This is a genomic window from Pelagibius sp. Alg239-R121 (assembly GCF_947331435.1).
In the GTDB taxonomy this organism is placed as follows: Bacteria; Pseudomonadota; Alphaproteobacteria; order Kiloniellales; family Kiloniellaceae; genus Denitrobaculum.
In genome coordinates this window covers 228,798-241,852 of record NZ_CAMZOF010000008.1, presented here as the reverse complement: position 1 = coordinate 241,852, position 13,055 = coordinate 228,798, and the positions used below count along the sequence as shown (strand labels likewise).

General features: G+C 56.0%; 10 protein-coding genes. All 10 read right to left on the bottom strand.

Annotated elements, in window-relative coordinates; all coding sequences use genetic code 11:
* Positions 1-13: 13 nt before the first annotated feature.
* The 10 genes from QMZ18_RS25370 to tssB all read right to left on the bottom strand — a co-directional run bounded on the left by QMZ18_RS25370 (position 14) and on the right by tssB (position 12,973).
* A complete protein-coding gene (locus tag QMZ18_RS25370; RefSeq protein ID WP_282609170.1) occupies positions 14-490 on the bottom strand; it encodes a type VI secretion system tube protein Hcp in 477 nt (158 codons plus the stop codon).
* Positions 491-588: 98 nt separating this feature from the next.
* On the bottom strand, positions 589-3,300 hold the full coding sequence (tssH, locus tag QMZ18_RS25365; protein WP_282609169.1) for a type VI secretion system ATPase TssH: 2,712 nt from the start codon (positions 3,298-3,300) through the stop codon (positions 589-591).
* A gap of 131 nt (positions 3,301-3,431) precedes the next feature.
* Positions 3,432-4,982 carry a class I SAM-dependent methyltransferase gene (locus QMZ18_RS25360; protein ID WP_282609168.1) on the bottom strand — a complete coding sequence of 517 codons (1,551 nt, stop codon included), beginning with the start codon at positions 4,980-4,982 and terminating at the stop codon, positions 3,432-3,434.
* A gap of 13 nt (positions 4,983-4,995) precedes the next feature.
* On the bottom strand, positions 4,996-6,153 hold the full coding sequence (gene tssG, locus QMZ18_RS25355) for a type VI secretion system baseplate subunit TssG (RefSeq protein WP_282609167.1): 1,158 nt from the start codon (positions 6,151-6,153) through the stop codon (positions 4,996-4,998).
* Complete coding sequence (gene tssF, locus QMZ18_RS25350; protein WP_282609166.1) at positions 6,117-7,943, bottom strand: type VI secretion system baseplate subunit TssF; 1,827 nt, start codon at positions 7,941-7,943, stop codon at positions 6,117-6,119. The genes tssG and tssF overlap by 37 nt, the downstream gene beginning before the upstream one ends.
* Positions 7,936-8,430, bottom strand: a complete 495-nt coding sequence (gene tssE, locus QMZ18_RS25345) for a type VI secretion system baseplate subunit TssE (protein ID WP_282609165.1) — start codon at positions 8,428-8,430, stop codon at positions 7,936-7,938. Before tssE ends, tssF begins: the two co-directional genes overlap by 8 nt.
* 7 nt (positions 8,431-8,437) lie before the next feature.
* The gene (locus QMZ18_RS25340; RefSeq protein WP_282609164.1) at positions 8,438-9,259 is read right to left on the bottom strand and encodes a type VI secretion system accessory protein TagJ; all 822 of its coding nucleotides are present in this window, start codon (positions 9,257-9,259) and stop codon (positions 8,438-8,440) included.
* A 24-nt stretch (positions 9,260-9,283) separates the two neighbouring features.
* The gene (gene tssC, locus QMZ18_RS25335) at positions 9,284-10,825 is read right to left on the bottom strand and encodes a type VI secretion system contractile sheath large subunit (RefSeq protein ID WP_282609163.1); all 1,542 of its coding nucleotides are present in this window, start codon (positions 10,823-10,825) and stop codon (positions 9,284-9,286) included.
* A 118-nt stretch (positions 10,826-10,943) separates the two neighbouring features.
* Positions 10,944-12,443, bottom strand: a complete 1,500-nt coding sequence (tssC, locus tag QMZ18_RS25330; protein WP_282609162.1) for a type VI secretion system contractile sheath large subunit — start codon at positions 12,441-12,443, stop codon at positions 10,944-10,946.
* Positions 12,443-12,973, bottom strand: a complete 531-nt coding sequence (gene tssB / locus QMZ18_RS25325) for a type VI secretion system contractile sheath small subunit (RefSeq protein WP_282609161.1) — start codon at positions 12,971-12,973, stop codon at positions 12,443-12,445. Before tssB ends, tssC (QMZ18_RS25330) begins: the two co-directional genes overlap by 1 nt.
* Positions 12,974-13,055 lie beyond the last annotated feature (82 nt).

The following is a 13,055-nucleotide window of genomic DNA, read 5'->3' as shown; positions in this document are numbered from 1 at the left end:
AAACCGAATAGGATCAGACCTTCTTGGTCGTCGTCATGTCGTAACCGGCCGGAATCGGCGAGCCCGCCTTATGGTTTTCGTCGAAAGGCGTGTATTTCATTTCGACCTTGGTGAAGTTGACGCTCACCGATTCACTGGGGCGATCACCACCGCTGCTGACACTGTATCCCGACACAAGGGAATTGGTCAGCTCATAGGTCAAATATAGCTCTCCAGGGCTACCCGTGCTGACGAGGTGGATCTCGCACTTTTTGCCGACGACACCGGTGGTCGCTTCGGTGAAAAGATGCGCAGATGAAGAATCAAGCACTTTAGCGAAGGTGACTTCACTGACCGAAGGCTCGGAGGCTTCACGGCCGGTCGTGCTGCCGGTGGTCGTCATGATCGCACGGCCTGTGCCCCACTGCATCGACTCAACCTGGATCCATTTTTTGTGATCCTGATGAGTCGCATCGCCGTCTATACCTTCATACTTTACGTAAATCGCCATGGTCTGATTACCTCCAAAAGAACGTTACAGTTTGCTTTGACTGCGGGCTCAACAAATAAATCCCGCGATTTTTGCGGCTTTGAATCCGTTGGGAATATTTACCCGATACGGTACTCAAAACCGCCGCTTTCGTCTACCGAAACACTGACGTCTGTGATTTCGCCGCCTTCAGCCATACGCTCAAGGAACAACGCTGACATTTCAGGCAACATAGTTCGGGAGAGAATACTTTCGATGTTCCGAGCCCCGCTCTCATTTTCTTTGCAACGCTCGGCAATCGAATCGATCAAACCGGGGTCGTAACTAAACTCCGCTTTGTAGTTTTCCCGCACACGGGCTGCGACCCTGTTTAGCTGCAGCTTGACGATACCTTTGATGACATCGTCGCTCAGCGGGAAGTACGGTACCAGCGTTACGCGTCCCAAAAACGCCGGCTTAAATACCTTTAATAATTCCGGACGCAAGGCTTCGGCCAACCCTGCCTCATCGGGCATGGTCTCCGGATCGTCGCAAAGGCCGGCGATAGTATCCGTGCCGGCATTGGACGTCATAATTATAACGGTGTTCTTGAAATCGATATCGCGCCCTTCGCCATCGCGCAACATACCCTTATCAAACAGCTGATAGAACACGTCCTGCACGCCCTGGTGTGCCTTTTCCATCTCATCGAACAGAATGACACTGTAGGGCCTGCGCCGGACGGCTTCTGTTAAGACGCCCCCCTCGCCGTAACCGACATAGCCTGGTGGCGATCCCATCAGGGTGGAGACTTTATGTTCTTCCTTGAACTCCGACATGTTTATCGTCGTGACGTTCTGTTCACCGCCATACAAAAGCTCGGCAAGCGAGAGCGCCGTTTCAGTCTTGCCGACACCGCTTGTCCCGCAAAACAGAAACACACCGATTGGCTTACGCGGGTCTGTCAGCTTGGCACGGGAGGTCCGCATGGCCTGGGCGATAGCATCCAATGCATGAGACTGCCCGATAATCCGCTTCTCCAAGTCTTCTTTGATATTGAGGACCTGGCGTATCTCGTTTGAAACCATCCGTCCAACCGGAATACCGGTCCAGGTGGCCACAACGGCGGCCACGGCCTGACCGTCGACACAAACCTGTAACAAGGGCGCTTCGCCCTGCAGGTCATCAAGCTGTGAATTCAGATCCGCGAGTTCGGACAGCCATTTCTTCATGTCCTCTTCGGACGCCGGTTCCGCTGGCTCGGCTCCCTCCTCAGCTCCATCTTTGGCCGCCTCACCTTCGGATGCACCGTTCCCGCCATGTGCGGCTTCCAGTTTGTCGCGGAGGTCACGAATGCCATCAATCAGTTCGCGTTCCTTGGACCAACGCTCCTCAAGGTCCGCCAGTTCCCCGCTGACACGCTCCTTCTGCTCGGCGATCTCGCCAAGTTTTGTCGCGTGGGCGCCACCTGTTACGGATTCGCGCTCCAGGATGCCCATCTCCACATCCAATTGCTCAAGGCGCCGCCGACGATCTTCGATCTCTGGCGGCACGGCGGCCTGGCTCATGTTGACACGAGCACAGGCGGTATCCAGCAGGCTGACTGACTTATCGGGCAACTGGCGTCCGGGAATGTAACGATGAGACAATCGAACTGCATCGATTACGGCTTCATCGAGAATGCGAACACCGTGGTGGGCCTCCAGCGTCTCAACCAGCCCGCGCATCATCTCGATGGCAACGGCCTCGGTTGGTTCCTCGACCTTCACCACCTGGAAGCGCCGTGCCAGAGCCGCATCCCGCTCAAAGTATTTCTTATATTCCGCCCAGGTCGTCGCGGCGATTGTCCGCAGCTCACCTCGGGCCAACGCCGGCTTCAGAAGATTGGCCGCATCGCCCTGCCCGGCTTGTCCGCCAGCCCCGATCAGGGTGTGGGCTTCGTCAATAAACATGATAATCGGCGTCGGCGAGGCGTTGACTTCTTCGATGACCGATTTCAATCGATTTTCGAACTCTCCCTTTACACCGGCACCGGCCTGCAACAGACCGAGATCGAGCGTATGGAGTGCAACATTCTGCAAAGCGGGCGGCACGTCTCCCGACGCAAGGCGCAAAGCAAAACCTTCGACGACAGCCGTCTTACCTACACCGGCCTCTCCAGTCAGGATCGGGTTGTTCTGACGTCGCCGAGTCAGGATATCGACGATCTGCCTGACCTCGGGATCGCGCCCCAGGACAGGATCAATCGAACCATCCTTGGCTCGCTGTGTGAGGTTGATGGTGAACTGCGCTAAAGCCGTACCTCCGGTAGCGCCGGCGGGCGCCGCCGGTGCGCCACCACCTTCGCTGACCGCGGCGGCTGCCTCGCCGATAGCTTCGTCGCTGTCGGCAACAATCTTCATCATGTCGCGCTGCAGTACATCAGCGGGGATTCGCGCGAACTGGGCTGAGCTCTCTCTTGCGATCGGCGACAGGCCATCGTCAAGCAGCAGCGCACAAAGCAAATGACAGGACCGTACTTTCGGCGCACTGAATTGCAGAGACGCCAGCACCCAGGCTTCGCGTGCAAGCTTCACGACTTGTGGCGAAAGCGCAGGAGCCCGGCTGTTGCCGGTCTTAATTTTGTCGAGGACTTTCGTCAGATCTGCAATGAGCCGTGATTCATCGATTTCATAATGACGTAGCAGAAGTTGCAGGTCGGTGTTGTTGCTCTCAAGAATCTTTAAGAGCCAATGCTCGATCTCAATATTGTAGTGGCTGCGTGAAAGCGTGAGCCCCGCCGCACTCTCGAGCGATGTCCGGCAGGTCGTATTCAGTTTACCGACTAGCGCTTTTAAATCCACTGCAGCCATCTGTCCCCCTTCTCGTGATGCAATTCATATGTATGCATCCGATTTGTAGTTTTACGCTATTTTCGCGAAAACCGTAAGCCCTATTCTTACAGTACCAAAATGAGCCTTTTGCGACAGCACTTTGTTTTTGCTCAAAGCATACCCAACGCCTCCCAGATCGGCTTCTTGAGAGTCAGAACTTCCTGAAGTTTTTCAGATACGTGCTGTAGGTTGTTTTCTCGGCCTTCGATCGCTTTTCCACCCTTTAGCATGCGCTCGCCACGATCCTCGTAGGTCTGCCAAACGACCGACGCAAATGCGTCCATGTCGTCTGACAATCCTTCGCAGAATCCCCAATATGTGAAAGCTTCGAGGCTGGTGACCGGAACCGCACTTCCGAGTCGTTGCGACGCCAAGGCACCTGACAATTGACTGTTGTCTGTGCGCGACTGCTTGAGCATAGCATGATTAAAAGCGCGCAAGCTGTTCGCTTCCGTACCCCGCGCCGAAGAACACATTGGCTGTGCCTGATTGGAGCCAATCAGGATGCCTGCGATCTCCTGCATGGTTGAATCTGGATGATTCCTGATCGAGGGAAGCTTCATAATCTCACCCATGGACAATGGCGACTGGGCAAGTGCATCGAACACTTCATTATAAACGTCCGCAGCCACCTCGATGTGTCCACGCGGTGACAAGATTTTCGTCGAAGCATCCTGACGCGGAATCACACTGGCGAGCGAAAGTTCCGTGAAGAGCTGCGCCTGACGTTTCCGGCTCATCCGGCGCGCACCACGGACGAAGACGTCCTGACGTAAAGTGCGCGAAATGAAATAGTCTTTGAAGGTCTCGCGAATTTCGGGAATCTGAATCTTGTCGAGGACCTCTCGCTGTTCCGGCTTCAGGGAAAGATCGGGAAAGTTCTCAAGTAGAATGGTGGTGGCGACAAAGGATAGCTTGGCTGGCGCCAGGTCTCTCGCAACATCTGCGTGATAGAGCGGAGTCCAATGCGCATTGAGGTACTCGTGGGCCAGATAGTGCCCGCCTTCGCCTTCCCAGGTCTTGATCAGGTAGTCGAGCCGTTTATTGTCGGCAAAGAAAGGGGAACCACTGTCGCGCAGTTCGGTGGCGAACTTTAAGGCCCGCTCGACCTGAAGGTCACTGCGCCCAGGCATAAGACGCGCAAATTCGCTAAACATCCTTTGAAGCGGCAAACCAGCCGTCGTGTCGGGCATCGAGTTGTAACTGACGTAGACGACCCCGCCCGGTTTCAAATAGCGGGAGAGAAACTTTACGATTGCCTGCTTGTTCTCATCGTTGATCCAGCTGTAGACACCGTGCATCGTGATGAAATCGAACTGCGGCAAGTCCTCGACCCGCCCTTCGGCAAAGTCGTCGAAGCCTCGCTCATGAAACGTGATATTGGAGAGTCCGGTCTCGGCGACATGATCGTTCGCCCTTACGATATGCGCGGGATTGAAATCCATGGCGTGAAACTCGCCCTGCGGATTTGCTGCCGCCAGCATGATCGCGGTCAGCCCCTGCCCGCAGCCGAGTTCGCAATAGGTAAAACCGCGCTCGAGCGCGACCGGCTCGTATCCGTTTAACAGGCAGGCAAAATTCAGATAAACGGGCGCCTGCTGCTTATAAAAGCCGGGCACATACTCAATGTCGGAGATATACCCCGCATCCCAAGAACTCATTCACTTTCCCCGTTTATTCGTAATTGTCCAATGAGAACACGGCATCGGAAACGTCACCGCGCTGACTACTCTGACTGAACCAGGTGTTCCATCCCAGGCGCGGCCCAGGTCCCTCCTGCTCATTGGAAAGCTGCAACAATGGGACTTCGTCCCCGCGTAAGGTCAGCTGTACGTCAAAGCTCTTGTCCGCCCCGACGAACAAGCGGGTCATCTGGGCGAGCTTCAGCAATTCTCCACCTTCGGGCATAAAGGCCGAGAATTGTGCGTAACTCAACGGCCCCATCCGAATCCGGAAACTGCTCTGCACATCCCAGACCCGGGATCCGACAACAGCGTCGACACCCAGCTGGCAGAAACCCGGGTCCATGACCGGGTTCGCTGGCAGTGACGTGCATTCGTCCGCTGCCAAGCTAAGCCAACGGCCTTGAAACTGGTCGATCTCTACCTTGCGTTCGAAAAAATCTGACAACAGAGCTTCCAGAGCGACGGCGGACGGCGGCGAATGGCTTAGATGACCGCCGTAGTGCAGCAGCAATTGGTCGTCAAATGCCAGACGCTTGCGGAGGTTGCTCTCTCCGAAGCCGATCATCGCGAAGAGGCTCGCGGTTATCGGATCTTCCCGTTCCCGCCCCGTGCGCTCGTAGACCTGAGGCAGCCGGTACTTTTCCCAGGCCCGAAGAAACAGTGATATGACCCGGTGATTAAAGAGGTCGAAAAAGTCACGTAGAGCCGTGTTCTTAGAACGGGTCTCGCGAATCAAGGTCTCCGTATAGTGAGCAGGTAAAACTCCGCTCGGTCCGGTGAGCCCCATGAAGCCGACTGTCATCTCCACCGGAGGAGCGCTCTTCTCTCCCTTGCCTTCGACTTCCGGCTGAACAACCCGGCTAATTTCGTTGGGCGGAAAGTGTAAAGCAGGTAAGGCGCGGAACCTTACGGCCTCGAGGCCGGGTGGCGTATCTTCACCCACGACCCCATAGCTGTTCCGGCGGGCATCATGGCCGTTGTCATGCTCGCCATCGCCTTCAGATTCGCTTTCGGGTCCGCGACGGCGCGCACGCGCTTTCTCAGCCGATTCGAGCAGTCTCGCCGCTTGGTAAAACCCGAAGCGGTGAGGTTCGCGAAACAGTTCGTCGATCAGAGAAGAGTCCGGTCGCCGGCTCTTGGTGGCCATTTCCGCAGTACTCCAGAACGCCCCTTCACACGGGCGGTCAGACGGGTGAATGAATTGATGGAACAATAGAGGCCGAGGAAGCGTTCGAGCACCTGTGCCAGAAGGAATAGGCCGCTACCGGAAAAGCCCTTCTCGTCGAACTCGATTTCAACTTCCATGCCACGGCAAACCCCACCCACGCCCAACGACGCAGCGCGTGCGGCGACCCGCCGGTTCTTAACGGACAAGACGGAATCGATCACGCCGCGTGTCTCGGCCGAATCCCTGAAATCGTAGAGCTTCAGGATTTCACGCAACGCATCGGCTCCTTCGCCGCTTTCAGCATCGGTGATCGATAAGTGGTTCAGGCTGAGATGAGAGATGAGACGCCAATATCCCCTCGGACCAGCCGGCGGGCGCAGCGTTTCGGTCGGCGCAGTCAGGCAGTTGACCTTGGCGACCGGAGAAGCTCCCTCCACCAGTTGCAGATAAGGATGGCCACCCCCATAGGGCAGCTTTCCAGGCAGGTCACGGTTCAACCCGGTGATGCCGACAGATACCGTCCAGTTTGCAGGCATAGAGGGTGTATAGTCGAGATCCACCATGGACAGGTAGACTTCGGTACCACGGTCGAACTGACCTGCCGGACGCCTTGCAGCCTGCCAAAAGCGATGGTCGCGGCGCGGATCACCACTGTGCTTTAGAGAATAGAACGGCGCCACATCCATGGTATCGCCGTCTGGCGACGACATGGTGACCGAGTCGATCGAAAAAACTTCGGTGACACCTTCGCGTCTGGCGTCCGGGACCACGCGGTGTTCGTGGGACGTCTGATTCAGCGCAATAGGTTCCGCACGTTGTTCGAAAAGATTCACCATCGGCGTACAGCCGAGCGCAAAGGTTTCAGCCGTAACGCTGCGTTCCAGATCGTTCGAGGAGCGATTTAGGTAAATGAAAACTTCGAGTTTATTGCCGGCATCGAGCAAAACCTTACTCTCAAGGCCGCTCAAATCGAAGAACAGGAACTTTTCGGGGAAGGCAAAATACTCGGTCAAGAGACGATAGCCAACAAATGACCGCGCCGGATATGGCAGGACACCTTCGTCTCTTTCGAAGCCAACCTGTTTGATCGCATCCGGACCCAATATGACGGGATTTGGGTCCGAAACCCCATCAGCCAGAGCAATTGAAACCGCATTGTTGAACAACAGTTCCTGCAGAGGCAGCACCTGCTGAGGTTGGCCCCGAAGGAAAAACCGCAGGGTTTCCGGACCCAGCTGAGTAAAGGTCATTTCCTTGGTCAGGCATTTCAGGCTCAAGCGCAAGACCGCCACGGCACCGGATCCGCGCGGATTGGCGGGAGCCGCCAAGGGGCGGCCCGACAGGCTGGCATTTTCCACGGCGATAGGCCATATCGTCGTATCGTAACAGGTCGTAAAGCGGCAGCTTTCGCCGCCAACAGGTTCGGTCTCGATCTCTGTTTGTCGCGGCACCTCATAGGACCCGGTGTGATCCGCCTGACAATCAAACTGGACGATAGACATTGAGGGAATCGGCGCCAGATAATGCGGATAGAGTGCCCCGATCAGGGCATCGGTCAGCTCCGGAAAATCGTCATCGATCTTGTGCCGGATGCGCGCAGTCAGATAGGCAAATCCCTCAATCAATCTTGCAACATGCGGATCCTCCACCGCATCCGCACTCAATCTTAGTCGACCGGCGATTTTAGGATGCGCATCGGCGAATTCAGCCGCCAGCTTGCGAACGTAAGTGAGTTCACGATTGTAATATGGCAGCAGTTCATCAGCCATTGGGCTTGGTCACCGAAAAATTGTGGGTCACAGGGTCCAGGCTGGAATCAAAGATCATCGCCTCGGGGGTCGGATCGGCATAGACCAAAGCGTCCACACGAAAGCGCAGCGTCCTGTCCTGCGGCTCCGCATTGTCGAGCATAACGACTTTCAGCGACTGGAATCGCGGTTCATGCCTACGGATCGCCAACTCCAGCTCGCGGCAGAAATTTTCCCGGTCCTGCTGAGTCGCAACATCAATCCGTGTCACATCAGGGATACCGAAGTTGATCAAGGAATGCTCAAGTTCCTTCAGTCCGGACGGCCAGGAAAGATGGCGCCGGCGCGTATTGAGTAGCGCTTCCAGATCCCTGCGAATGGCGTTGCGCAACTCAAGCAAAGGCTGGCCACGCGATTTCGGCCGATCCCTGCTTTCGTCCGGATGATCGTCAAGCAAGCGATCGAGAACCGACGGCAGGATAGGTTGATCGGGATCGATCCGCGCCATAGGACCCTCAGGCCTCTACGTTGAACTGAAGGGATTCAAGCTGCATGATCGGCACAAGATCATCTCCGACCAGAAAACAACGTTGCCCCACGCCCCGTGCAGGACTGCCCTCTTCACCGATCCAGTCGGAGCTTCGTCCGAGAAGAGCTTGATCGTCGACCTCCTGCCCCTCCTCGAGAGCGTCAGCCGGCGGAACGTAGATCGCGGGTATAAAAACGTCGCCGTCCGGACCTTCAACAACGTCGACCGAGGCCCGGCGCCAGATCAAGTCCATGGGGCGTTCTGGCGCGTGGAATTCCATTTCCCGGACGCGCGACATCTCGACCCAGAAATACTTGCCGGTAGAGGTTAAAACTTCAAAGAAAGAAGCCGTCGGATCGTCCAGGTCCCTGAAATCATCGAACGGCTTGTCGTTGCTGCTTCCGCTGAGATTCGAACGCGCCGCTTCCGCTTCCTCGAGCAGCTTCGCCGCCGATGCGGCATCGCCTTGGCGAAATAGCGTCACTGCTTCAAGGTGTTTGCTCAGAGATTCTGACGGCTTCTCCAGGAACTCCGGCACCCGGCCGGCACTAAACAGTTCGCGCCGCGCTCGATCAGCCCGGATTAACTGCCGGATCATGGCGACGCCGACAGCCACGTCCGGATCCTGGGTCGAAATAACATCAAGCAGCTTGTCAGCGCGCTCCAGATTGCCTGAAAAACAGAGCAATTCGGCCAGGAAACCGCGCCGTCCCTGATCGACTGGGTTACTGCGAACCTCATCGTTCATGGCGGAAATTGCATCGGCCAGATTACCCGCCTGGTAGAGCTCTTTTGCGTTTAAGGCCATAATTTGATCCTTTCAGAAATCACTTCAAGCGGGACCGACGGAAGAAAGTTCCGTCACGAGTTTGAACGTCGAAATAACTTGATCGAGCTGTGCGTGCGGCTGCAGATGAACCGTACAGGCATACACGCCCGGACGCCCCGGTGTTTCGCGCACAGCGACTTGACCTTCGCGGAGCGGGTACTTCGCTTTTTGTTCCGGCGAAGCCCCATCGACGGCCGAGCAGTAGTTCAGGAGCCAGCGCTGAAGGAAATCCTGGCACTCCTCGGCAGAAATAAAAGAGCCAACCCGGTCGCGCCCCATGACCTTCACGTAATGACTGAAACGTGAAACACAGAGGATGTACTGCAGCATGGCGGAAAGCCTTGCATTCACATTGGCCGATGCCCGGTCAAAGGTTTGCGGCTTCTGGACTGACTGATTGCTGTAGAAAACTGAGAATTCACTGTTGGAGCATTTGCTCAAGGGGATGAAACCCAGATTGCTGAGTTCCATCTCCTGAATTTCAGAAATAGAAACGTCACTGGAGTACTTGATTGCAATGCCCCTGCGATCCGTCCCAAAGCTTTGCACGGTCAGTCCAGGCACTAATCCGTACCCGACCACATCCCGCGCCGCGCCGCGGATATCGGCGAACCAGCCACTGTCGAAAAAATTCCTAATCAGAACACCACCGAAAGCATAAGCGGCACTGCCCCAGAGATAACGGCTGTCGTCATTGCCGGAGACAGTTTCGATATAGCGGAAGCCGTAGTCCGGCGCCGCCCCATCTCTATAAGGCAAGCGCATCAAGATGCGCGGAAGAGTGACGCCAATAAAACGCGAGTCCTCCAGTTCCCGCAGCGAGCGCCAGCGATCATATTCCGGCTGCTTAAAAACCGCGCTGAGATCAAGTGGGATCCCCAGGTCCCGGAAGCTGTCCAGCCCCAGCAACTCGGGCGCGGCACCAACGATCAAGGGTGAAAAGGCCGCCGCAGCGACCTGCGCAAGTGACTTCATCGTCGAGACATCGTCAGTCGGATGGTTCTTGCCACGCTTGTGCCTGACCTCGTAATCGCCGATCAGCACGCCATAGGGTTCACCGCCCGGCATACCGAATTCGTTCTCGTAGATCTTGGTAAAGAGCTGACTCTGGTCGAACTCAATCGCACGTTCCATATCCCGCGTGACCTCAGCCCACGAGATATCGAGCAATTTGATTTTTACGCCCGCTTCGTCATCGGATTGATCGACCAGATAATCCACACCGCGCCAGGAAGCTTCCAGTTTCTGAAAACGCGTATGATGAAGAATTGCGTCGACCTGCTCAGAGAGCAATCGGTCCAGGTACGCAATATCCCGGTCCAGTGCCGACAGGATCGCATTTCTGTCACACGGCGGTTCGAGCAGCTTGCCGTCGCCGAACCACAGGCGCAGACCCTGGACGATATGCGAGGTCGAAAGAAAGGACTGCAGCCGGTCACCGTCACCCAGCACACCCGTTGCCTGGCTCGTACTGCCCACGGCCTCGGAACGCCGCTCCCGAAGTGCGGCGGAGACACCGGCGAGCGTTACTGCGGCTTGAGTCATAACAGCACTTCCGTCCGGATTGGCTTCGATCTGTGAGGGACCACCGGCTGACTCTCGTCAGCCGGTCGGCCACTGCAACAGCAATCGTCGGCGCCGGACATCCCCTTAATCGGCGTGATCAGCCGCCGATTTGAGGAATTTTGGCAACCATCCGCATGGAAGTTGTGAGCTCTTCCATCTGCAACCACGGACGCATCCAAGCCACGGCATTATAGGACCCCGGTGCACCGGGAACTTCCTTCACCTGCACCTTGGCTTCTGCCAAGGGATACTTGGCTTTCATTTCCTGACCGGAACTGGCATTGCCGTTGACGTAGTTCAGGATCCAGCGGTTTAGCCAGTCTTCGCAATCCGAAGCTTCCATGAAGGAGCCGATCTTGTCCCGCGCCATGATTTTCAGATAATGGGCAAAACGTGAAGACGCCATCATGTAAGGCAAGCGGGCAGAAATCGCCGCGTTCGCAGTGGCCTCGGGCCGGTCGTACTTCTTTGGTTTCTGCGTGGTCTGAGCACCGAAGAACACGGCGTAATCGGTGTTCTTGTAGTGACAGAGCGGCAGGAAACCAAGCTTGCTGAGTTCGGCTTCACGCCGGTCGGTAATGCCGATCTCCGTCGGGCATTTCTGATCGGGATCGCCATCGTCACTCATGAAGACGTGGCTAGGCAGATCATCGACCCGGCCGCCGCCTTCCGCGCCCCGAATGGCGGTACACCAGCCATACTGTGCAAAGGCGTTGGTTAGATTAGTGCCCATCACGTAGGAAGCATTCATCCAGGTGTATTCTTCGTGGCCCATCGGCTTGGCTGCACCGCTGGCATCCATCTCGCCTTCCTCGAAGCCGAATTCCTCGACCGGCTTGGTGTTTTCACCATAAGGCAGGCGCGCCAGCACACGTGGCATCACGAGGCTGACGAAACGTGAATCTTCGCTCTCACGGAACGAACGCCATTTCGCATACTCAATCGATTCGAAAATCTTTTCGAGATCACGCGGCTTCGAAAGCTCGTTGTAATCATCAAACCCGAAGAGTTTTGGACCCGCGGCCGAAATGAACGGTGCGAAGGATGCTGCCGCCACATTCGACATACTGCTGAGCAGCTCAACATCCTCGGGATGATTGGTAAACTCGTAGTCACCGATCATCGCACCAAAGGGCTCGCCACCCGGAGTACCGAACTCGTTCTCGTAGATCTTCTTAAAGGTCTGGCTTTGATCGAATTCAACGGCCTTGCTCAGATCCTTGTAAAGATCACGCTTCGAGACGTTCATCATCCGGATCTTAAGCGTGGCACTGGTTTCGGAGTTCATCACCAGGTGATGTAGTCCGCGCCAGGAGCCTTCCAGTTTTTGGAACTTCTCGTTGTGCATGACCGCAGCCAACTGCTTCGACATTGCTGCGTCGATTTCCGAAATGGCCTGATTGAAAGTGACGGTCAGGTTTTTGCTGTAACTGACCGTACCCTTGAGGGCTTCTTCGGTCAGCGTCTTTAGGAGCTCCGTCGCGCGCTCCGGTTCAGTCTGCTTGGTTGCGCCAATCGCCTGCTCCAGCAGGCTGACTTCGCCTTCAGCCTCTGTTGTTTGGGCTTCGGCTTTGGCATCTGTTTCGGTCTGGCTCATTACTCGCTCCCTTTATCCTCGTCGCCTTCAGCCGGTTCTTCGACACCCAACTCACCTTGGAGTTCCGAGAGGGCATCTTTGTTCTGCAAAACCTTTTCCAGCAGAGCTTCGAGATCTTCCGAGCGATCGACTTTGCTCATCAAATCGCGCAGTTGATTGCGGGTTTCCAAAAGTTTTTTCAGTGCCGGCACCTGATTGACCACAGCGCCCGGCTCGAAATCCTCGATTGAACGGAACTTCAGGTCGACGGCCATTTCACTGTCATCGCCCTTGAGTGTGTTTTCGACCTTCATCTGCAGTCCCGGGTTAATCCGCCCCATGACCTGATTGAAGTTGTCCCTGTCAATCTGAACGAACTTCCGGTCTTTCAAGGACGCCAGAGGTTCTGTCGGGTCGCCGGAGAAATCCCCCATGACACCAACAATAAACGGCAGCTCTTTCTGCACGACGGCGCCTTCGGTCTCGACGTCGTAGCTGATGTGAACCCGCGGCTTACGAACGCGCTCCAACTTTTTGTGAATACTAGCCATGATCCCTGTCCTCGGTTGCTCGTACTGTATGAATTGCCGCGCTTGCAACGCACCTAAGCGCCATGAAATCCGCGGCTGCCAT

What these genes read in the sequence shown, in the direction of transcription:
- QMZ18_RS25370 (WP_282609170.1), bottom strand. Translation starts at nt 490, where the DNA reads ATGGCGATTTACGTAAAGTATGAAGGTATAGACGGCGATGCGACTCAT.
- tssH (WP_282609169.1), bottom strand. Translation starts at nt 3,300, where the DNA reads ATGGCTGCAGTGGATTTAAAAGCGCTAGTCGGTAAACTGAATACGACC.
- QMZ18_RS25360 (WP_282609168.1), bottom strand. Translation starts at nt 4,982, where the DNA reads ATGAGTTCTTGGGATGCGGGGTATATCTCCGACATTGAGTATGTGCCC.
- tssG (WP_282609167.1), bottom strand. Translation starts at nt 6,153, where the DNA reads ATGGCCACCAAGAGCCGGCGACCGGACTCTTCTCTGATCGACGAACTG.
- tssF (WP_282609166.1), bottom strand. Translation starts at nt 7,943, where the DNA reads ATGGCTGATGAACTGCTGCCATATTACAATCGTGAACTCACTTACGTT.
- tssE (WP_282609165.1), bottom strand. Translation starts at nt 8,430, where the DNA reads ATGGCGCGGATCGATCCCGATCAACCTATCCTGCCGTCGGTTCTCGAT.
- QMZ18_RS25340 (WP_282609164.1), bottom strand. Translation starts at nt 9,259, where the DNA reads ATGGCCTTAAACGCAAAAGAGCTCTACCAGGCGGGTAATCTGGCCGAT.
- tssC (WP_282609163.1), bottom strand. Translation starts at nt 10,825, where the DNA reads ATGACTCAAGCCGCAGTAACGCTCGCCGGTGTCTCCGCCGCACTTCGG.
- tssC (WP_282609162.1), bottom strand. Translation starts at nt 12,443, where the DNA reads ATGAGCCAGACCGAAACAGATGCCAAAGCCGAAGCCCAAACAACAGAG.
- tssB (WP_282609161.1), bottom strand. Translation starts at nt 12,973, where the DNA reads ATGGCTAGTATTCACAAAAAGTTGGAGCGCGTTCGTAAGCCGCGGGTT.